The sequence below is a fragment of the Arcicella sp. GW822-FHT02H01 genome, assembly GCF_058802005.1.
Window position 1 is genome coordinate 161,189 of record NZ_JBXANT010000002.1, and the last position, 20,537, is coordinate 181,725.

Here is a 20,537-nt window from a genome sequence, read left to right on the forward strand (position 1 = left end):
TACCGAAGTGATATTTACCGTACTTGAAAGTGTTATCCGTTGAAACAAAATTATAGGTCGATTAATCAATTACTTCAATTATCAAGTCATTATATTTATATCGATTCATTTTGTAGTCGTATTAAAATTGAAGTAACCGTCAATATCCGAAAATTTTGTTATATTTTTTGTATTCTTGAAATAGATAAATTTTCAAATTCCCAAAATACAACTTTATTTTTCAATAAAAAACTCAACATTTAATTAGTTAAACCCTAACCCATAACCGAGAATAGTTTATCCAGATTTACTCCGTAATTTCCCTCTTTAATTCAGACGCATTCTTAACCAAAACCATGAGGCACAAATTAATACCTTTTCGTCTATTCCTTTTCTTGAATTTCTTATTGCTTGGTCAAACCATTTTTGCAAGTACCTCTTGCAAAGTCACAGGACTGCAATGTGAATATTTGATTAATCCTTTGGGTATTGATGTTACCTCTCCACGTTTTACTTGGCACTTGATAGATGCCAGACAAGGGGCAAAACAGACGGCTTACCAAATTTTGGTGAATACCGATTCGTTGGCTTTAACAAAAGGCATTGGCAAAGACTGGAATACTGGTAAAAAGACGACATCACTAACCTTGGTAAGCTATCAAGGTAAAAGTTTGCAACCTTTTACAAAATACTATTGGCGAGTAATTGCATGGGACAAGGACGGTCAGCAAACCAGTTCGGAAATAGCCAGTTTTGAAACGGGGATGATGAATATGAGCAACTGGCAAGGTGCTTGGATTAGCGATTCAAGGGATGTAAATACCAAGCCTGCTCCCTATTTTAGAAAGACCTTTCATGCTAATAAGAAAATCGTTTCTGCTCGTGCTTACATTGCCGTAGCGGGTTTGTACGAGTTATATATCAATGGTGAAAAAATTAGTAATCACCGCCTAGACCCCATGTACACGCGTTTTGATAGACGTACGTTGTACGTTACCCATGACGTAACGAAGCAATTGCAGTCTGGTAAAAATGCTATTGGTGTACTCTTGGGCAATGGTTGGTATAATCATCAATCTACTGCGGTGTGGTATTTTCACGAAGCACCTTGGCGTGGGCGACCAACGTTTTGTATGGATATTCGAGTGAAATATGACGATGGTACTAGCGAAGTAATTGCTTCGGGCAAAGACTGGAAAACATCTTTGAGTCCAATTATTTTCAATAGCATTTACACCGCAGAACACTACGATGCCCGATTGGAGCAACTAGATTGGAACAAAGCCAATTTTGATGATAAACAATGGAAAGATGTTATTTTCAGAACAGCTCCTTCTAATAATATCGTCGCTCAGGCTTTGCAGCCGATTAGAAATGTAGAAGAAATTACGACCAAAAGCTTGAATAAAATCAATGATACTACCTATGTTTTTGATTTAGGCAGAAATATTTCGGGCGTAAGTAAAATCAAGGTTTCGGGAAAAGTAGGAACAGTTTTACGCTTAAAATACGCTGAGAGACTGTATCCTGATGGACGTGCTGATTTGTCGAATATTGATGTGCATTATCGCCCTACTGATAATAAAGACCCTTTTCAGGTAGATATTATTACGTTATCAGGCAAAGGCGAAGAAAGCTTTATGCCTCATTTTAATTATAAAGGATTTCAATATGTAGAGGTAACAAGCACCGAACCAATAACGCTGAAAAAAGAAAGTTTAGTAGGTTATTTTATGCATAGCGATGTGCCTATTGTTGGAAAAGTTAATTCATCAAACCCGACGATTAACAAAATTTGGTCTGCTACCAATAATGCTTATTTATCAAATCTATTTGGCTATCCAACCGACTGTCCACAAAGAGAAAAAAACGGTTGGACAGGGGATGCCCACATTGCTAGCGAAACAGGGTTGTATAATTTTGACGGTATCACAATTTATGAAAAATGGCTCGCTGACCACCGCGACGAGCAACAAGCCAATGGTGTTTTACCCTCTATCATTCCTACAGATGGTTGGGGTTATGAATGGGGAAATGGCCCAGACTGGACAAGTACCATCGCCATTATCCCTTGGAATATTTATTTGTTTTATGGCGATACGAAGATTTTGGCCGATAATTATGAAAACCTTAAACGTTATGTCAATCACATAGAATCTATCAGTCCAACTGGTTTAACCACTTGGGGCTTGGGCGATTGGGTGCCTGTTAAATCTAAAACACCTGTAGAACTAACGTCGTCTGCCTATTATTTTGTAGATGTCACCATCTTAGCAAAGACTGCAAAATTATTCGGGAAAACCGCTGATTATGAAAGATATTCAGCTTTGGCGGATAAGATTAAAACAGCATTTAACGACAAATATTTAAACAAAGCAACGGGTATTTATGGTAATGGCGTCCAAACAGAATTAAGTGTTCCGCTATATTGGGGATTAGTGCCTGAGGAATTGAAAGCGAAAGTAGCCGCCAATTTAGCCAAGCGAGTAGAAGCCGACAATAATCATTTAGATGTAGGCTTATTGGGTACAAAAGCCATTTTAAATGCTTTAAGTGAGAATGGTTATGCGGATGTTGCCTACAAAGTAGCCTCGCAAGAAACCTTTCCTTCATGGGGTTGGTGGATTGCCAATGGAGCGACTACCCTTTATGAAAACTGGCCAATTGATGCTAAAAGTGATATTTCGATGAACCATATTATGTTTGGAGAAATCGGGGCTTGGTTGTATAAAGGCATTGGAGGGATTAAACCTGATGCCTCGCAAGCAGGATTTAAGAATATTATCTTGGCACCTAATTTTGTAGAAAATCTTAAGCAATTTGAAGCTTCACATGATGCTCCACAAGGGAAGATAGTTTCTTCGTGGAAAAGAGTAGGCACAAAAATTTTGTATGATATTACAATTCCAGCTAATGCCACAGCAACAGTTTTACTTACTGTAAACAAAGCACAGCATATTCAAAAACAATATACGGTTGAAGAAAAAGTAGTGTCGGATACTCATAAGCAATTAAAAATTAATACACTAACAGCAGGAACTTATCAGTTCGAGATTCAGTAAATAATTTAAGTTATGAAAAAAAGCGTTTTCTTCTTATTCCTTATTTTATTAGATTCAACAGCTTTTGCACAAGTAACACCTTTGTTCAAACCAGAAGTAAAAAAAGTGTTGTTTTTAGGAAATAGTATTACCTATGCAGGTTCTTATGTAAATGATATTGAAGCGTATTGTATAGCACATTTCCCTAATCAGAAAATAGAATTTATCAATGTTGGTTTACCTAGTGAGACGGTGTCTGGTCTTTCGGAAGATGGGCATGCGGATGGTCGATTTCCTCGTCCTGACTTGCATGAACGTTTGTCGAGGGTATTAGCACAGACCAAGCCAGATTTAGTATTTGCTTCTTATGGCATGAATGATGGTATTTATCTGCCTCTGGATTTAGTTCGTTTTCAAAAATTCAAAGAAGGTATTCAATGGTTGCATGATAAAGTAGTAGCTTCTGGAGCCAAAATTATTCACCTTACACCACCCATGTATGATGAAGCAAGAGGTAAAAAGATTGGTTATTCTGACGTGTTAGATGCCTATTCCGACTGGTTGTTAAGTCAAGGAAAAAAAGAAAAATGGGAAGTGATAGACGTACATTATCCCATGCAAAGAGTAGTAGATGCCCATCGAAGATTAGACCAGAGATTAGGCATTGAAAGTTATTTTACTTTGGCAAATGATGGTATACATCCAGGTGAAGTAGGACACTGGATTATGGCAAAAAGTATTTTAATGCAGCTAGGAGCTTTAGACGTTGCCAAAGCTCCAACAGTTCAAGCAACGCTCAATAATATTACTGAACCAGAGGCTTTTATTAAGTTGATTACACAACGCCAAAATATCATGAAAGATGCATGGCTTACAAGCATTGGACACCGTCGCCCAGAAATGAATAAAGGTTTACCGCTAGAAGAAGCACAAGCCAAAGCACAAGAAATAGAATTACAAATTCGAGCGATGATAAAGTGAGGAAATTAACGAAGACTTTTATGGGGTGTTTTAGGTACTCATAAGGAATATGACAAGATAAAAGACATTTCAAATATTTAAAATAATGGAAACGAAAATTCAAATCAAGCCAATTACTAATGATAAAGAATTTGCTGAAGCAAATGAGCTTATTGAGTTGCTATTAGAATGTCCAGAATGTTCTGAAGAAGAAAAAATATTAGAGGCTGTCACTATTTTAGCAAGTGAATATGAAAAGAAAAACTATTCATTGCCCAAACCAAATCCTATTGAAGCGATAAGATATAGAATGGCTGAATTACAGCTTAGTCAAAAAGATGTGGCTAAATATTTTGGAGGGGAAAATAGAGTATCAGAAGTGTTAAATGGCAAAAGACAGCTAAGCCTTAAAATGATTAAAAATTTGCATCAAAATTTAGGCATTTCTGCTAATAGTTTAATTTCGATGTAAGAATTTTTATACTTCTACTCTCTTTAAAAAATATTTCTTACTATGATTCTTTTTCCAAAAAAGAATATATTTTCTACCTGAATAAGTTTTAATTCTTTTAACAAGTTTGTTATTATCAATACGATATGATTGTAACTTATTTTTTAATATTTTAAACTTTAAGTGATATTCAATTTCATTTTCTCTTTTTAATTCGTAAGGATGGGTACTATAAAGTTTTTCAAAATCAACAATAGTATCCTTTCCTACAATTTTTATTGCGTCTTTTGGCTCTTCTTTAAGTTTATAAAATCGTAAATAGAGCTTATTTTCATGAGTTTTGTAAATTCCTTCAAGCTCAGTATTTACTAAGTCACCTGAGAATTGATAATGAAACGTGCTATTTGGCTTTAATATAATTTCAGTCTTAAAAAATCCCCATTGAGCAAAACTTGAGCAATACCGACCAGTTACTATTTTATTTGCATCACAAGAAGCGAACAAAATAGTAAAGAAAATACCAATAAGGTTTTTTTTTCTCATACGATTTTTAAAATTGACTATTGTATGTAATAGTTGTGTAGCTGAGAGCTGAATTATTGAGGATATTTATGGAATAGTTTCCAAGCCAGAAAACTTAAATTCTTCGTCAACCTTTAAAAAGTAAATACCTAGCTGCGCTCCTTCATGCCCAAGGGCATACTCATTGGCTTTCCAAGTTGTTTCTTATTACTAAAAGACTATCCTTTTTACTAATAACTTGTCCATTACAAATAGTAATTCCAAATAATAAAATCACTACTATTAAAAATCTTTGCATATTATTTATGTGGTTTGCCTATGACAAGTGTAAAATTTATTACTTTGTAACGGTAGCGGTAAACACAAGTGTTACTGCTACAATTAAAATTATTTAGACAAATTAATATTTTACCATATTCCTCATGGCATGAGTAGGGTTTATAAAAAGTAAGTATAAAATATTCACTAAATCACTCATTCACAATTCACTCAATCCTCAATAAGAACTCTCATCTAATTTCACCTTCCCTTTAAAAGTCCAGAATACAAAAAAGGTATAGGTTGCTACAATAGGGACACCAATCGCAGCAAAGAGTAAGATAATCGACAAGGATTTTTCAGAAGAAGCTCCATTATAAATGGTAATAGAATTCTTAGGGTCTAGCGTAGAATGGATAATTTTAGGGAATAGATTGATGGCTACTGTTACTAAAAGAGAAGCCATCGTAAAAGCAGATGACAAAAAAGCCAACATATATTTTCCTTTTTCTAATAATCTACGGGTATTAATAATAATTAAAACCGTAAGCATCGGTACTGCAAAAAGCGTAGGATGAGCCTTAAATTTAGCAGCCATACTTGGAAAATACACCAAAGTCACCATCGTTTGCATAATGTAACAAATCACAAAAAAGCGACTAGTATCACGCACCATGATAGATAACTTTGTATAAAGTCTGCTTTCGGTTTTCATCACTAAATAAATAGAACCGTGCATCGTACAAGATGCCAAAGTAGTAAGACCCGTCAGCAAAGCATAAGGATTTAGCAGTTGCAGAAAATCTCCTTGATATTCAAAATTTTCATCAATCGGAATCCCTTGAATAAGGTTACCCAATACAACACCTAATAAAAATGCAATCAGCGTACTGGCAAGAGAATAAACAATATCCCACATTTGTCGCCACCAAAGCATCGTTTCTTTACTCCTAAATTCAATGGCAATAGCACGAAGAATCAATACCATCAGAAATAACATGAAGGGAATATAAAAGGCAGAAAATAAGGTAGCATATACTTCAGGGAAACCTGCAAACAAGGCACCACCACCAATGACTAGCCAGACTTCGTTGCCATCCCAAACAGGGCCAATGGCATTGAGGGCAATTCTTCTACTTTCTTCTTTTTTAAAGAGTAAATGAATAGCACCAGCCCCTAAATCAAAGCCATCTAAAATAGCATATCCAGTAAAAACTGCCCCAATGACGGCAAACCACCAAGTGGGCAAATCTATTCCTAAAAAAGTAGCCATAAGCTTTTTGAGTTTAAATTTTTTGTATTTAAAAGAGTTGTAGAAATCTCTTAATCTAAAATAGGGTTGTTACGCTTAGACGAATGGATTATCTCGTCAGTGTGATGATGTTCAACAGGGCCGTGCTTTATCTTTTTATTCAAAAGATAAATAAACAAGCAGAAGAGTAACACGTAAATGATGGTAAACATAATCAATGAAAACCATACCTGATTGGCTTTTACAGATTTTGATAAGGCATCAGAGGTTCTTAGTAATCCATATACTACCCATGGTTGCCGACCTACTTCAGCGGAATACCAGCCTACTTGATTGGCAATTTGTGGTAATAGTACCGAAAAAGAAAAGACTAACATCAACCATTTTTGCTTAAATAAAGTGCCCCTGTACCAAAAGAAAGAGGCTAATAAAGTAAGAGCAATTAGAGCCATTCCTATTGAAACCATTAAATGGTATGTCTGGAATACAAAATTTACTGCTGATGGTCGGTCTTGTTTAGGAAATGCTCGGAGACCAGTTACAGGTGTGGTGAAGTCTTGGTGTAATATAAATGTTAAACCTTTGGGTATTTTCAGACCAGATACTTGCTCTGTTTTGGTATTTACATAACCGAATAAATACATATCCGCTACGGCTGAACTATCATAATGACCTTCAAAAGCTGCTAGTTTAGCAGGTTGATTTATAGATACGCCATCAGCTGACCGATGCCCTGTAAATAACTGTGCTAATGCTGAAATAGTGGCTACTGTAAGGGCAATTTTAAAGGCTTTTTTAGAAAGCGCTACATGGCGTTCTTTATAAATATAATATGCATGAACACTGAGTACTAAAAACGAGCCTGCTAAGAAAGAACCTATCCAAACGTGCGATAGTCTATCTACTGAAGATGGGTTAAAAACCATTGCCCAGAAATCTGTAATTTCTGCTCTTGCTTTTAGTCCTTCACCCACAATGTGATAACCCGCTGGGGTTTGTTGCCAAGAGTTAGCAACTACAATCCAAACGGCTGAAAACATAGAACCTAGTGTGACCATAATAGTAGCAAAAAAATGTACCCCTCGACTTACTCTATTCCAACCAAAAATCAAAATGCCTAAAAAGCCCGATTCCAAAGCAAAAGCAAAAATACCTTCTGCCGCCAAAGCAGAACCAAAAATATCGCCTACATAGCGTGAATAAGAAGCCCAGTTTGTACCAAATTCAAACTCCATTACAATGCCTGTAGCTACACCAATACCAAAAATTAGGGCAAAAATCTTAATCCAAAAACGTGTTAGTTGTTCATAAACTTTATCACCTGTTTTTAAATACAAGCCTTCCATACAAACCATCACGAGGGCTAAACCAATACTTAAAGGGGGATAGATATAATGAAAGGCGATGGTGAAAGCGAACTGAATCCGAGATAATATTTCTACATTTTCCATAAGCTGTGTGTATTAAAAGATTCCTCAAAAGTAAGACCTAAAGAATCATTTCTAGCTTAAAATGCCTAAAAATATAAGTATTTTTTTACCTATTTTATAGCTGATTTTAGCATGGCTGATTAAGTTTGACAGACCCAAGAAAATATAGGAATATTAATGTTTAGATGGCGACCAGAGGATAGAGAATAATACAAAAGTTTATTCCATGTGTATAGATGGAATTACCCTACAGGAACCTATACAACAACTTTAGATGTTTACTGACCAAATGAATTCGTAAATTAGCGATTATTAATAAAATTCATTCCTCAAAAAGGGATTCAACTTAATTCAATCATGAAAAAACTATCATTATTACTATGTTTTTTATTATCAATTAATTTAGCTTTCTCTCAGAAAAAAGAAAAAGGCTGGGTTTCTCTGTTTGATGGTAAAACTTTTGCAGGTTGGCATGTAAATGAAGAACACCCTTCTACATTTACAATTGAAGATGGAACGATAAAAGTAGCAGGCGAACGTGCTCACTTATTTTATGAAGGTGCTGTTGGAAATCATGATTTCAAGAATTTTGAACTGAAATTAAAAGCAAAAACTTTACCTGGCTCAAACTCTGGTATTTTTATCCATACGGCTTATCAAGCATCAGACTGGCCACAAAAAGGCTATGAAGTGCAAGTGAATCAAACGCATGGCGACTGGCGTAAAACAGGTAGTTTGTACGGTATCAATGATGTGAAAGAAAATCTAGCGAAAGATAATGAATGGTATGAGTATCATATCATTGTGCAGGATAAGAGGATTATCATCAAAATTGATGATAAAGTAGCTGTTGATTACACTGAGCCAGAAACACTTCCAGCAGACCGTGGCTTGAAAAAACTTAGTTCAGGAACAATCGCTTTACAAGGACACGATCCTAAAAGTGTTGCCTATTTTAAAGATATTAAAATCAAGCTTTTGAAATAGTATTTTTGATTAAAAACAGTAAAAGCCAACCCATTGAGTTGGCTTTTACTGTTTTAATACTTTATCGTTAGAACAATTTCTCTTGTGGTGGTTTTGCACCTGCCAAGCGGATATAAACAGTAGTTTGTCCTCTGTGGTGAGTTTGGTGCTCGAAACACTTAGCTAATGCCATTCCTTTGGTCATTTCAAATCTTCCGAACAATTTTATATTTTCGTTCAATTGAGCAGGAGTCATTTTCTTTACACTGCTTATTACAAAATCATAACCTGCCATTACCAATTTCGTAACGTTTGCTTTTGATTTGTCAGTACTCTTTTCCGATTCTCCCATCCCTACTGGACTTTTTTCGCCCGTTGCCGCTGCGGTAAAACCATAGTTAGCATCAGTTAAATGGAGCATTTGTTCAGCGAATGAACGCATTTCAGGCGTTGGTTTCAGGGCATAGCCAGTTTCGGGCATCGCATCTAGGTATTCTTTTGTATACGTTTTGGCTCTTTCCCACTCTTTTACAATTTCATCAACTGATGTTTGAGCTTGGGCAAAATTCATGACACCTAAAGTAAATATTAGGGACATTAACAGTTTAACTGATTTCATAGTTTTGTCTTTAAAAATTTGAATTGAAAAATATGCATTTAAAAACGTAAAAGTACGTTTTTAAATGGTATCGTTGGTACTAAAACCCAAGCTATTTGAAGCTACTTTATAGTGGTCTTTAAATATTTAATAAGGTAATTGTTGAAATTTTTATAAATCCTTACTTGACACACTGACTTTAGAATCTTATGTTTGTCCTACAATATCTAAAACATAATTTAATAATTGGCTATGATGAAGTATGTAACACAAAATGGAGAGGTGCTTGAAGGGGAGACTTATCCTGACATAATTGTTGGATTTCGTAATGGATTAGAGTTTCCAGCCAACCAAACAACGCTGGAATTTATGGTTAGCTTTGCTAATAGACATCTTAAATCAAATGGTTCAAAAATTAGTACGCTTTCGTACGGAGCTTTCTTAGCAGACCTTGTCGCTAATAAGTATTTGACAAAAGCTGAATAAAAATGTAAATCTCTCGTTCTAATATACATTTATTAGAACGAGAGATTCTAGCTTAAAGGCTTTGTTGTAACGTCACTATTTGCTCAAACTCACTCTTTAGCTTATAACTTAAATTTTCAAAAATTTCGAAGTACTTCATATAGGTTTCATGATTTTTAAGATTTGGCTGATAAGTTTCGCTCGATTTTACTGTGGCTGCCGCCGCTTCCAAATTTCTATAAGCCCCTAGTTGTGTCAGCCCTAGCAAAGCTGTCCCTAACGCTACGCTATCATGATGGTCGTTTACATAGATAGTTTTACCATACATATCTGTCAAAATCTGAGTCCATAGAGGTAAAGACGCATAGGCTCCGTTGATGTAAAGGCTATCAAAATTCCTATGCGTTTCAAGAATTTTACCAATGCTATAAATTTCAAAAAGAATACCTTCCAATGTGGCACGTACAAAATGTTTTCGTTCATGACTGATATTCAGCCCAAAATACATCCCACGAGCATTGGCATTCCACAGAGGTGCTCTTTCCCCTAATAAATAAGGTAAAAACAATAAGCCATCAGCACCTGCCTTTACTTGGGCTGCTTCCTTGAATAAATCATTCACGACATCCTCAAAATCTAAGTCACCAGAGAAATCACCGAATTGTCGAGCAAACCATTCAAAAACTACTCCACCATTGTTCGTTGGCCCACCCGAAACATAATAGCCATCTGCTAGTAAATAATTAAAAAAGCGGTTCTTATCATCTTTTAGTACCTCTTTACCAGCCACACGTACAGCGCCACTCGAACCAATGGTGATGGTAGCTCTGCCCGACCCAACAATGCCTGCTCCCAACGTAGCTAAACAGCCATCGCTTGCCCCAACAATCAGGGTAGTTTTGGCAGGCAAACCCAAGGTAAAACAGTATTCCTTTTTCAGAAATAAATTGGTGTTGAATACAGATAGCGGTTCAGAAAGTCGGTCAGCAGTAATGCCTGCAAAATCCAACGAATCTTGATTCCACTTAAGCTGATGGATATCAAATAAACCTGTTGATGAAGCGATACTATGGTCAACTACATATTCGCCCGTAAGCTGTTTAATAACATATTCTTTTAACGAAATAAATTTATGTGTTTGTGCAAAACGCTCTTTGTCATGGTTTTTTATCCAAGTAATCTTTACAATGGGCGACATAGGGTGAATGGGCGTTCCCGTTGTGTTAAAAATACTTTCTCCTTTAGGATATTGCTTTAAGGCTTCGGCTTCTTTTACTCCTCGATTGTCTGCCCAAATAATAGCATTCCCGAGGGGCGTTCCATTTTTATCAACGGCCAATACACTGTGCATCGACGAACTAAAACAAATAGCCGTTACTTTATATTTTTTAGGATGAACATATTCGTTCAATAGATTTTTGAGAATATAAAGGGTAGTAATAAAAATTTGCTCGGGGTCTTGTTCACTATAATCTGGCTGAGGATGGAAGGTTGGGTAGGAACCTTTTTTCCAACAAAGCAGTCGCCCATTCATATCAAAAGCATGAACTTTAACAGCAGAAGTATTAATGTCGATGGTAATAAGACAATCCATAGTATGTTTAAGCTATGAGCCGTAAGCTATCAGCTGTGAGCTTTTTTTAAGTTTATAAAATTGGGTAAAATTTTAGCTTTAAGCTATGAGCCATAAGCTTTGAGCTTTATGTTGAATAATAACAAAAAAGCTCAAGGCTCACAGCTCATCACTCACAGCTCAAAAGCTAATCAGTATTTTTTCTAAACTCCCGAGGCGTATAGCCAGTTAGTTTTTTGAATGTCGACGAAAAATGTTGTGATGAATAAAAACCTGTTTCTAGTGCAATATCAGTCAAACTTAAATCTTTTCGACTTAATAATTTAATGGCTTCAGATATTCGGATATTAATAAGATAATTTAAGGGTGAGAAACCCGAAAATGCCTTTACTTTTTCACTAAAGGCGGTTGTGCCTAATCCTACCAAACCAGCCATTTCTTCTACCGACCACGAATGTGATAAGTTCTCTCTAAGAGTTTGCTCCAATTTCAAAAAAGTTTGTGGGAAATCTCGCCTGAGGTTATCCTGTTTGCTCAAATGTCGCACCGCAGTAATCAATAGCTCATCAATTAAATGATTAACCCGCGTTCTGTAACCTAGTTCTTTAGAGAATAACTCTGATTCAATGTTTTGAAAGATTTGTTGACAAGCTTTTAAACGTGTAAGAACAGGTTTTTTATTAAGGGTAAGAATTTTCCCAATTACTCTTTGGTCTGTTTCCGAAATACTACTCCATTCACCCAAAACCAATTCCCCATTGGCTTCAAAATGAGACGGTTTTATCGTAATCCACATTAATGCACCAATGTCATACGCTCCTTTACTACTCCCACTTGACTGCCATGGACAAGTCAGCGAGACGTCGTTTGGATACAGTAAAAATGGTTGGCCGTCAATAATCCAATCAAATTTCCCATCTATAATCAAACAAATTCTGATGCCTTCGTTTGTTTTTATTTCTTGGGAATTGAGTTGAATATTTTGGATTTTATAATTGGCAAACTCAATAATGTACGGGAAATACGATAATTCCTTCGCCTTTCCTTGGTACAGTATAAATTGACTCATCAGGTTATGGAATAATTGAAAGTTTTAGTGAGTGAGATTTCAAACAAAATTAGGTCAATTTTTTATAAAAATATTACAAAAATCACCGCTGTAAAAAAATGAAAGTTTTTCTTGAAATAACCATGAAAATTTGTGCACGATACATCAAGTATATCATTTAGAAATAGCCTAACAAGAGAAGTTAATGTCAATAATTTCACCAAAAAAGATAGTTATCTACAGCCGTTTAAGTTGAAACTAAGTGAATAGTAAATGTCGAAGGACTATACTAAGAAGGAAAAAAAATCAAAAACCCGTTAAATACAATAATTATTTGTAATCAATTAATCGTTTACAAACCCTAAAATTTCTTAATAATAACTCATAATAATTTATTCAAAAACTTAACTCAACTATGAAAAAACTTAGACTATTCTGTCATTTTGAAACACAGATTTTTCCCAGAGCCATTATATATTTGGCTCTGATGTTTTGCTCATTTACTTCAATGACTCAGGATTTAGTCGTGAAGGGAACTGTTACTGATAAAACTAATAGTGCTGTTCCGGGTGTTGCTGTTCAAATAAAAGGAACTAATCAAGGAACAAATACCGATGCTTCGGGGAATTATAAAATTTCAATCCCTAGTAATGCTACTTTAATTTTCTCTTCTATTGGTTATGTTACCCAAGAAATTGTAGTTGGCGGAAAAAGCATTATTAATGTTTCGCTGGTAGACGAAACTAAAAACCTTGAAGAAGTAATCGTAACAGCTTTGGGGATTAAGAAGGAAGCGAAAAAACTAGGCTATGCTACCGCTAGTGTGAATGCCGAGCAAATAACCACCAATCGCCAAGTGAACTTTATGAATGGTTTACAAGGAAAAATGGCTGGGGTAAATATCACTTCATTAGGAACAGGCCCTGCTGGGACGAGTAAAATCAGGATTCGTGGTCAGTCGTCATTCAATGGACAAAACAATCCATTAATTGTTGTGAATGGTGTGCCGATGGATAATACCAACTTTGGAGCAAACCCCAATGGAAATAGTGATGGTTCGTTAGCGAATAGAAGTTTTAATACGTCTGATGGTGGTGACGGATTAACAAGTATTAACCCCGATGACATCGAGACGATGACCGTTTTGAAAGGTGCAACAGCAGCAGCTTTGTACGGTTCTCGTGCAAAGGATGGTGTAGTAATGATTACTACCAAAACCAAAGGAACTGGAAAAGGAATAGGCATTGAGTACAATAGCAATTATACCGTCGATACACCATTGGATTATACTGATTTTCAATATGAATACGGTCAAGGAGAAAATGGTGTTCGACCAACTACGCCTAATCCACAAACAGGTGTTTGGAGTTTTGGAGAGAAGTTTCAGCCCGGTATGAAGCAGATTTTGTTTGATGGCATAGAAGTACCTTACGAACCAGTTTATAATCGTATTAATAAGTTTTATCGTACTGGAACTTCGTGGACAAATACGGTATCTCTTTCTTCTGGTTCAGAAAAGGGTGGATTCAATTTATCGCTTTCTAATTTGAGTAATACCAGTATCGTTCCAAATTCTGATTACAATAAAAAAACGATAAATTTAGGCTTTAACTATAATCTAACACCTAAGCTTATTTTAATGGGGAACGTAAATTATTCTAATGAATATAATCGTAATCCACCGCAAATCGGTAACCAAGATTTAAGTACACCTACTGTTCTTTATACGCTGTCAAACTCTATGCCTTTTGATTTATTAGAATCTAAACGTTTAGATGCCAATGGTGACGAATATGTGTGGTCTCGTTTTAGAAACCGTACAAATCCTTATTATTCAGTATATGAACGCTTTGAAAATATACGTCGTGACCGTATTTTAGGAAATATTACCCTCCGTTATAATCTTACAGATTGGTTGTATTTGCAAGGTAGAATTGGACAAGATTTTTATTCTCGTGATCAAGACTATAACTACCCAACAGGCGAGGCTTCTTTAGGTGTTGCACCTGCTGGTTTTGTAAATGGTCAGTATACTCAAGAAAATCGTCGTTTCCGAGAAACCAACGCAGACTTTTTGATTGGAGCTAAAAAGACCTTTGGTGATTTCAGTTTCGATTTAACATTAGGTGGAAACCAAATGTATCGTCGTAGCGACTATAATAGTGTATACGTTCAAAACTTTGTAGTACGTGGACTTTATACAGTAATGAATGGACAATTAAAGGACCCATTGTATGCCCTTAGTGAACGTCAAGTAAATTCATTATACGCCGCCGCTGAGATTTCTTATAAAAACTTTTTGTTTGTAAACGTAACTAGCCGTAACGACTGGTTCTCAACACTTGCCCCTGGTTCGCGCGTAGTTCAATATCCTTCGGTAACAGGAAGTTTTGTGTTCACTCAGGCTTTCAATACGATGCCTGACTGGCTATCATTTGGTAAATTAAGAGCAGCTTATGCAGAAGTAGGTAGTGATACCGACGTACAGCCTTATGCTAACAACTTATTTTATACCGTGGGTAGTAACCTTTTACAAAATCAGCCAATTGGTTCTATCAATACGACTACAGTTCCTAATGCATCACTTCGCCCAATGCGTGTGAATGAAACAGAATTTGGTGTAGAATTAAAATTGTTCCAAAATAAAATAGGTTTAGATTTCTCTTACTATAAGAAAATTACCTCAGACCAAATCCTGTCTGCGCAAGTATCCGATGCATCTGGTTACCAAACTACCTTGCTGAACAGCGGTAAAAGCCAGAACGAAGGTATTGAAGCAATGCTTACTTTCTCGCCAGTAAAGAGCAATAAGTTTTCTTGGGATGTAAATATTAATGGCTCATATAATACCTCTAAAGTATTAGAATTAGCTGGAAATCAAACAAATATCACTGTTGGAAGCGGTATTTATACAGGAGTATTACGTCAGGTAGTAGGGTTACCCCTCGGACAGTTGTATGGCTTTGCTTACAAGCGTGATGAACAAGGACGTAAAGTGTTTAACGACCAAAGTGGTCGCCCAGAAAGAACAAATGATTTAGTGAGCTTTGGAAGTGCTTTACCAAAATGGGTTGGAGGCATTACCAATAATTTCCGTTACAACGACATTCTATTTTCATTCTTGATTGACTTTAAGTTAGGAGGAAAAATGATTTCAGGTACAAACTATAATGCTTGGCGTGAAGGATTACACAAAGGAACATTAGTAGGACGTGAGCAAAACTATGTAATCGGTGAAGGAGTAAACAGCAAAGGAGAACCTAATGCTATTAAAACACCATTGCAGTCGTATTATGAAACTATCCGTGCTAACAACATTGCTGAAGAGTTTGTATCTGAGGCTGGTTTCTGGAAGTTACGCCAAATTACAATAGGGTATGACTTTACTAAAAAATTACCTAAAAACTGGTTTATCAAAGGTATCAAGCTTAATGCAGTAGCAAATAATGTGTTGATGATTAAAAAATGGGTGCCAAACCTTGATCCTGAGCAATTTGGCTTCTCGTCTGACAACCTTGTAGGGTTGGAATCAACAGGTTTACCAACTAGCAGAAGTATTGGATTCAACTTAAATGTTAAATTCTAAAAGAGCGATAGGCTATTAAATACTTTTTTTTGTACTTCTAATCGGATTAATTCACAAGTACTCAATTGTTAATACTAAGAAAATGAAAAAAATAACTTTATATATATTCAGCTTACTAATCGCTTCCAGCTTTCTAAGCAGTTGTGACAAGGGCTTTGACGAGTTAAATACCAACAAAGTAAACCCTACAGCACTTAACCCTGTTTATGAATTAAACAATGCTACCCTCAGAACGTCATTTACTTGGCAATCTGTTATTTACGAAGCGGCGATTGTGCAACAAATCGTTAGTCCATACCTTGGGGTAAATGCAGGAGGAAACGTAAATCAAAATAACACCTCTGTTACAGGAGTAAATTGGCAAAGATATTACAGGGAAGTAAATAAACATTTGGTAGATGTTATTGCTAAAACCAAAGGTGATGCTACGCGCAGTAACTTATACAACATGGCTCGTATCTGGAAGGCATATACTTTCATGATTTTGACAGATAGTTATGGGGATGTTCCCTATAGTGAAGCAGGCTTAGGTTATTTGCAAGGAACAGTTTTCCCTAAATATGATGCCCAACAAGCTATCTATACAGATATTTTGAAAGAATTAGACGAAGCATCGGCGGCTTTAGATGCTAACAAAACCAAGGAAGTAAGTGATATTATTTATGCAGGGGATGTAACAAAATGGAAACGTTTAGGCTATTCTTTATTATTGCGTGCCGCTATGCGTTTAACTAAAGTTGATGCTAATACCGCACAAACATATGTGAAAAAAGCATTTGCAGGGGGTGTAATGTTATCTAATGCTGATAATTGTATTTTACGCCATTCGGCCGCTTATACCAATGAAATTGGTAGTCAGTTAAACGGAAGTGAAAGAGCCAACTTTTATTTGCACGGAGCTTTTGTCAACTTCTTGAAAAGTACCAATGACCCTCGTTTAAGTATTATCGCTTTGAAGTATAATACTAAACTACAGGACGTAAACAATTTCACAAAAGATCCTGCTGCTCAGATTGGAATACCTGCTGGCTACGACCAAAGTAGTATTGCTAATTCTCCTAACTATCCGGGAGCCATAGAATTGTATTCGCAAGTAGACAGAACCAAAGTAGCTAGATTTGATGCTCCATGTTTCTTTGTAACCTATAGCCAGTCACAACTTCTATTGGCTGAGGCTGCTCAGCGAGGTTGGATAACTGGGAATGTATCAGATTATTACAAAGCAGGTGTAAAAGGACACATGCAGCAGTTTACAGAATATGATGCAAATTCTAATGTATCAGATGCTACTATTGACGCTTATTTTACGGCGAATCCATTTGTTGCAACAAAAGCTTTGGAGCAAATTAACACGCAATATTGGGTATCATCATTCATGAATTCTCCTGAAGGTTTTGCTAATTTCCGTAGAAGTGGCTTTCCAGCATTAGCACCAAACCCTTATCCGGGAAAAGAAATTAAAGGAAATTTTATCAATCGCTTATCATATCCAGTAGATGAAATATCAGTCAATAAAACAAATCTTGATGCGGCAGTAGCTCGTCAAGGGGCTGATAATCTTGATACTAAAGTTTGGTGGGATAAGTAATATCAGACAATGCTTACAACTATTATCCAATCTTATAAACACCCAAGACTCCATGTTTTCATGGAGTCTTTATTTTATCCTAAAAAGATTGATAAAAATAATTCATCGAATCGTCCTACATTTTATTTATTTTAGCTTTTCAAACCATTTTTTAATATTTATCCAACAAAGTAAACTTAAAACATTATGCAAATCGGAATTATAGGCTTAGGCAAAATGGGTTTTAATTTAGCCCTTAACTTAAATAGGAATGGCTATGAAGTAGTTGCCAATGACGTGAATGCTGAGTTTGTTCAAAAAATTGCTGAACAAGGAATACAACCTGCAAATTCTATTGAAGAATTAACCCAAAAATTGAGCGGAAGAAAAGTGATTTGGTTGATGGTGCCAGCAGGTGAGATTGTCGATCAAGTAATAGAAAAATTAATACCTTTTTTGAAGGCTTCTGATATTGTTATCGACGGAGGAAATTCAAATTATAAAGAATCAAAAAAGCGTTATAATTACCTAAAAACAAAAGGAATAGATTTCTTGGATTGTGGTACTTCTGGAGGTACTTCTGGCGCATTGAACGGTGCTTGTACCATGATTGGAGGAGATAATGAAGTATTTGCGTATGTTGAAAAGGTATTCAAAGATATTTCTGTAGAAAACGGATATTTACACACTGGAGCAGCAGGAAGTGGACATTTTACTAAGATGGTTCATAATGGCATCGAGTACGGCATGATGCAAGCGATAGCTGAAGGTTTCGAGGTTTTTGAACATTCAGAATTTGATATTGATTTCCAGAAAACGGCTAAAATGTTAAACCATGGCTCGGTAGTACGTGGTTGGTTGATGGAGTTGACAGAAAAGGCATTTTCAAAAGACCCTAATTTAGATACTATTAAAGGAATTATGCACTCGTCAGGAGAAGGGAAATGGACGTTGGAAACCGCTTTAGATTTAGGCGTGCCTACACCCGTAATTGCTTTGTCGGTAATGATGCGTTATCGTTCACAAATGGAAGATACTTTTTCAGGGAAAGTAGTAGCAGCTTTGAGAAATGAGTTTGGTGGTCATGCTGTAGAAAAAAAATAAGATATCTAAGCGTCTGAATCCCATAAAAATTCAGACGCTTGAGATGATACAGTCACTCTCAAAAGAAGCAAAAAGGAAAAGGATTTTAAATACCCTAACATCGATGAACTCCGTCAGAATTTATCGATTGAAAAATAATGAGCCATTTTTATATAGGAATTGATATTGGAACAACTGCCACCAAAGCAATTGTTTTTACAAATGAAGGGAAAATAATACAGCAATATTCAAAAGAATATGAGATGTATCATCCTGAACCAGATTGGAGTATCCAGCAGCCCTCTGATATTTTAGAGGCTGTGCTTGAATGTATTGAGAAACTTACTGAGCATATTAATCCGTATTTTATCAGTTTTAGTTCCGCCATGCAAAGCTTGATTGCGGTGGATGAAAACGGAAAACCATTAACAGATGTAATTCTTTGGGCAGATAACCGAGCGAGTGCTCAAGCATCTGAATTGAAAGAGAGTGAGCTCGGGAAACAATTTTATGGCAAAACGGGTATTCCTATTCATACTTTTTGCCCGATGACCAAAATACTTTGGCTAAGAGAAAATCAGCATGATGTTTTCACCAAAACACATAAATTTATTAGTATCAAAGAGTACGTTTGGCATCATTTGACAGGAGAATTTGTGGTAGATTCTTCAATGGCATCAGGCACAGGGTTAATGAATATCTCAGACCTTACTTGGAATACAGATATATTAGCTCACCTAGGGATTAATGAATGCAAACTTTCCACGATTGTAAGTCCTAAGCATACTGCGCAAACCCTGATGGGTAATAAAACGTTGGTAATAGGAGCGGGGGATGGAGCTTTAGCTAATCTGGGGACAGGGGCAATGGAAAAAGGTAGAATGTCTCTGACGATTGGCACAAGTGGTGCCGTAAGACTACCGATTGACGAACCATTTATTGATGCTAAAATGCGTACACAATGCTATCATTTGGTTGATAATCAGTATCTTGTGTTAGGGGCAGTAAATAATGGAGCCGTCATTTTGCAATGGTTAAAAGAAGCAATTTTAGAAACCCAAGAATCATTTGAATCGCTGTTTGAGCAAGCAAATACGATTGAAGCAGGCTCGAATGGGTTAATATTCGTCCCTTATTTACTAGGAGAAAGAGCGCCAATTTGGGATGCATCTGCTCAAGGAACTTTATTAGGCATTACCATTAACCATACAAAAGCACATTTTATTCGAGCGACGCTAGAGGGGATTCTGTTTGGCTTGTTAAGTATTACTGATATTTTGTTACCCGAAAAATCTGCCAGAAAAAATTTGACTATTATGGCAAGTGGTGGTTTTGCAAAGAGTGATGTCTGGTTACAAATTGCTGCTGATATTTTTCAAATGAAAGTAGTGGTTTCACAAACCATTGAAGGCTCTGCTTGGGGAGCAGTAATGCTTGGACTAGATGCTTTTGGCATGACCACACATTGTCTGGATATAGATGAGAAAATATTTACACCCAACCCTACACATGAAAGTGTGTACCAAGAAAATTTTAGAAAATTCAATAAGGTGTATGAAGCATTAAAATCATTATAAGTAAATAAGACCTGTAGGTGCCCTGATATAATGCAAAATAGTGCAAAATCAGGGCATTTATGATACTGTATTATTAAGAAATTTTAAATAATATTTGCAAATACAACTTTGATTAATAATCTTTGTCTATCGGTTTTATAGTCTAATAAAGGTCTCGTTTAACCTTGTTAGACGTATATTT

General features: G+C 36.0%; 15 protein-coding genes. 9 read left to right on the forward strand and 6 right to left on the reverse strand.

Annotated elements, in window-relative coordinates; all coding sequences use genetic code 11:
* The first annotated feature begins 335 nt into the window (after positions 1-335).
* From AC1RNE_RS20990 to AC1RNE_RS21000, 3 genes are all read left to right on the forward strand, one after another.
* Positions 336-3,041 (forward strand): alpha-L-rhamnosidase, encoded by a 2,706-nt coding sequence (locus tag AC1RNE_RS20990; RefSeq protein ID WP_492803874.1) that lies wholly within the window; start codon positions 336-338, stop codon positions 3,039-3,041.
* A 12-nt stretch (positions 3,042-3,053) separates the two neighbouring features.
* Positions 3,054-4,001 carry an SGNH/GDSL hydrolase family protein gene (locus AC1RNE_RS20995; RefSeq protein WP_492803875.1) on the forward strand — a complete coding sequence of 316 codons (948 nt, stop codon included), beginning with the start codon at positions 3,054-3,056 and terminating at the stop codon, positions 3,999-4,001.
* An 85-nt stretch (positions 4,002-4,086) separates the two neighbouring features.
* Positions 4,087-4,452: a helix-turn-helix domain-containing protein gene (locus AC1RNE_RS21000; protein WP_492803877.1), complete on the forward strand. Its 366-nt coding sequence runs from the start codon at positions 4,087-4,089 to the stop codon at positions 4,450-4,452.
* 6 nt (positions 4,453-4,458) lie between these two features.
* Here AC1RNE_RS21000 and AC1RNE_RS21005 read toward each other — a convergent pair whose 3' ends face one another.
* The 3 genes from AC1RNE_RS21005 to AC1RNE_RS21015 form a co-directional block, all read right to left on the reverse strand.
* Positions 4,459-4,974: a hypothetical protein gene (locus AC1RNE_RS21005; protein WP_492803878.1), complete on the reverse strand. Its 516-nt coding sequence runs from the start codon at positions 4,972-4,974 to the stop codon at positions 4,459-4,461.
* A gap of 475 nt (positions 4,975-5,449) precedes the next feature.
* Positions 5,450-6,484 carry a cytochrome d ubiquinol oxidase subunit II gene (gene cydB, locus AC1RNE_RS21010; RefSeq protein WP_492803880.1) on the reverse strand — a complete coding sequence of 345 codons (1,035 nt, stop codon included), beginning with the start codon at positions 6,482-6,484 and terminating at the stop codon, positions 5,450-5,452.
* Between the two features lie 50 nt (positions 6,485-6,534).
* Entirely contained in the window at positions 6,535-7,914 is a 1,380-nt protein-coding gene (locus AC1RNE_RS21015) for a cytochrome ubiquinol oxidase subunit I (protein WP_492803881.1), read from the reverse strand.
* A 336-nt stretch (positions 7,915-8,250) separates the two neighbouring features.
* Here AC1RNE_RS21015 and AC1RNE_RS21020 point away from each other — a divergent pair, with 336 nt between their 5' ends.
* Complete coding sequence (locus AC1RNE_RS21020; RefSeq protein ID WP_492803882.1) at positions 8,251-8,880, forward strand: 3-keto-disaccharide hydrolase; 630 nt, start codon at positions 8,251-8,253, stop codon at positions 8,878-8,880.
* Between the two features lie 67 nt (positions 8,881-8,947).
* On the opposite strand, the gene AC1RNE_RS21025 is transcribed toward AC1RNE_RS21020, so the two are convergent.
* Positions 8,948-9,430 carry a DinB family protein gene (locus AC1RNE_RS21025; RefSeq protein WP_492803883.1) on the reverse strand — a complete coding sequence of 161 codons (483 nt, stop codon included), beginning with the start codon at positions 9,428-9,430 and terminating at the stop codon, positions 8,948-8,950.
* 279 nt (positions 9,431-9,709) lie between these two features.
* Between AC1RNE_RS21025 and AC1RNE_RS21030 the strand changes: the two genes are divergently transcribed.
* Positions 9,710-9,943: a hypothetical protein gene (locus AC1RNE_RS21030; RefSeq protein ID WP_492803885.1), complete on the forward strand. Its 234-nt coding sequence runs from the start codon at positions 9,710-9,712 to the stop codon at positions 9,941-9,943.
* A 52-nt stretch (positions 9,944-9,995) separates the two neighbouring features.
* On the opposite strand, the gene AC1RNE_RS21035 is transcribed toward AC1RNE_RS21030, so the two are convergent.
* A complete protein-coding gene (locus tag AC1RNE_RS21035) occupies positions 9,996-11,516 on the reverse strand; it encodes a gluconokinase (RefSeq protein WP_492803887.1) in 1,521 nt (506 codons plus the stop codon).
* 166 nt (positions 11,517-11,682) lie between these two features.
* Entirely contained in the window at positions 11,683-12,564 is an 882-nt protein-coding gene (locus AC1RNE_RS21040) for a helix-turn-helix domain-containing protein (RefSeq protein WP_492803888.1), read from the reverse strand.
* 394 nt (positions 12,565-12,958) lie between these two features.
* Between AC1RNE_RS21040 and AC1RNE_RS21045 the strand changes: the two genes are divergently transcribed.
* The 4 genes from AC1RNE_RS21045 to AC1RNE_RS21060 all read left to right on the forward strand — a co-directional run bounded on the left by AC1RNE_RS21045 (position 12,959) and on the right by AC1RNE_RS21060 (position 20,356).
* Positions 12,959-16,129 (forward strand): SusC/RagA family TonB-linked outer membrane protein, encoded by a 3,171-nt coding sequence (locus tag AC1RNE_RS21045; RefSeq protein ID WP_492803889.1) that lies wholly within the window; start codon positions 12,959-12,961, stop codon positions 16,127-16,129.
* 82 nt (positions 16,130-16,211) lie between these two features.
* Positions 16,212-17,717 (forward strand): SusD/RagB family nutrient-binding outer membrane lipoprotein, encoded by a 1,506-nt coding sequence (locus AC1RNE_RS21050; RefSeq protein WP_492803891.1) that lies wholly within the window; start codon positions 16,212-16,214, stop codon positions 17,715-17,717.
* Between the two features lie 186 nt (positions 17,718-17,903).
* A complete protein-coding gene (gnd, locus tag AC1RNE_RS21055) occupies positions 17,904-18,800 on the forward strand; it encodes a phosphogluconate dehydrogenase (NAD(+)-dependent, decarboxylating) (RefSeq protein WP_492803893.1) in 897 nt (298 codons plus the stop codon).
* Positions 18,801-18,937: 137 nt separating this feature from the next.
* Complete coding sequence (locus tag AC1RNE_RS21060) at positions 18,938-20,356, forward strand: gluconokinase (protein WP_492803895.1); 1,419 nt, start codon at positions 18,938-18,940, stop codon at positions 20,354-20,356.
* Positions 20,357-20,537 lie beyond the last annotated feature (181 nt).

Excerpts from the sequence above, each read along its gene's own strand:
- AC1RNE_RS21025 (WP_492803883.1), bottom strand. The coding sequence starts at position 9,430 with ATGAATTTTGCCCAAGCTCAAACATCAGTTGATGAAATTGTAAAAGAG.
- AC1RNE_RS20990 (WP_492803874.1), top strand. The coding sequence starts at position 336 with ATGAGGCACAAATTAATACCTTTTCGTCTATTCCTTTTCTTGAATTTC.
- AC1RNE_RS21015 (WP_492803881.1), bottom strand. The coding sequence starts at position 7,914 with ATGGAAAATGTAGAAATATTATCTCGGATTCAGTTCGCTTTCACCATC.
- cydB (WP_492803880.1), bottom strand. The coding sequence starts at position 6,484 with ATGGCTACTTTTTTAGGAATAGATTTGCCCACTTGGTGGTTTGCCGTC.
- AC1RNE_RS21020 (WP_492803882.1), top strand. The coding sequence starts at position 8,251 with ATGAAAAAACTATCATTATTACTATGTTTTTTATTATCAATTAATTTA.
- AC1RNE_RS21000 (WP_492803877.1), top strand. The coding sequence starts at position 4,087 with ATGGAAACGAAAATTCAAATCAAGCCAATTACTAATGATAAAGAATTT.
- AC1RNE_RS20995 (WP_492803875.1), top strand. The coding sequence starts at position 3,054 with ATGAAAAAAAGCGTTTTCTTCTTATTCCTTATTTTATTAGATTCAACA.
- gnd (WP_492803893.1), top strand. The coding sequence starts at position 17,904 with ATGCAAATCGGAATTATAGGCTTAGGCAAAATGGGTTTTAATTTAGCC.
- AC1RNE_RS21005 (WP_492803878.1), bottom strand. The coding sequence starts at position 4,974 with ATGAGAAAAAAAAACCTTATTGGTATTTTCTTTACTATTTTGTTCGCT.
- AC1RNE_RS21035 (WP_492803887.1), bottom strand. The coding sequence starts at position 11,516 with ATGGATTGTCTTATTACCATCGACATTAATACTTCTGCTGTTAAAGTT.
- AC1RNE_RS21050 (WP_492803891.1), top strand. The coding sequence starts at position 16,212 with ATGAAAAAAATAACTTTATATATATTCAGCTTACTAATCGCTTCCAGC.
- AC1RNE_RS21030 (WP_492803885.1), top strand. The coding sequence starts at position 9,710 with ATGATGAAGTATGTAACACAAAATGGAGAGGTGCTTGAAGGGGAGACT.
- AC1RNE_RS21060 (WP_492803895.1), top strand. The coding sequence starts at position 18,938 with ATGAGCCATTTTTATATAGGAATTGATATTGGAACAACTGCCACCAAA.
- AC1RNE_RS21045 (WP_492803889.1), top strand. The coding sequence starts at position 12,959 with ATGAAAAAACTTAGACTATTCTGTCATTTTGAAACACAGATTTTTCCC.
- AC1RNE_RS21040 (WP_492803888.1), bottom strand. The coding sequence starts at position 12,564 with ATGAGTCAATTTATACTGTACCAAGGAAAGGCGAAGGAATTATCGTAT.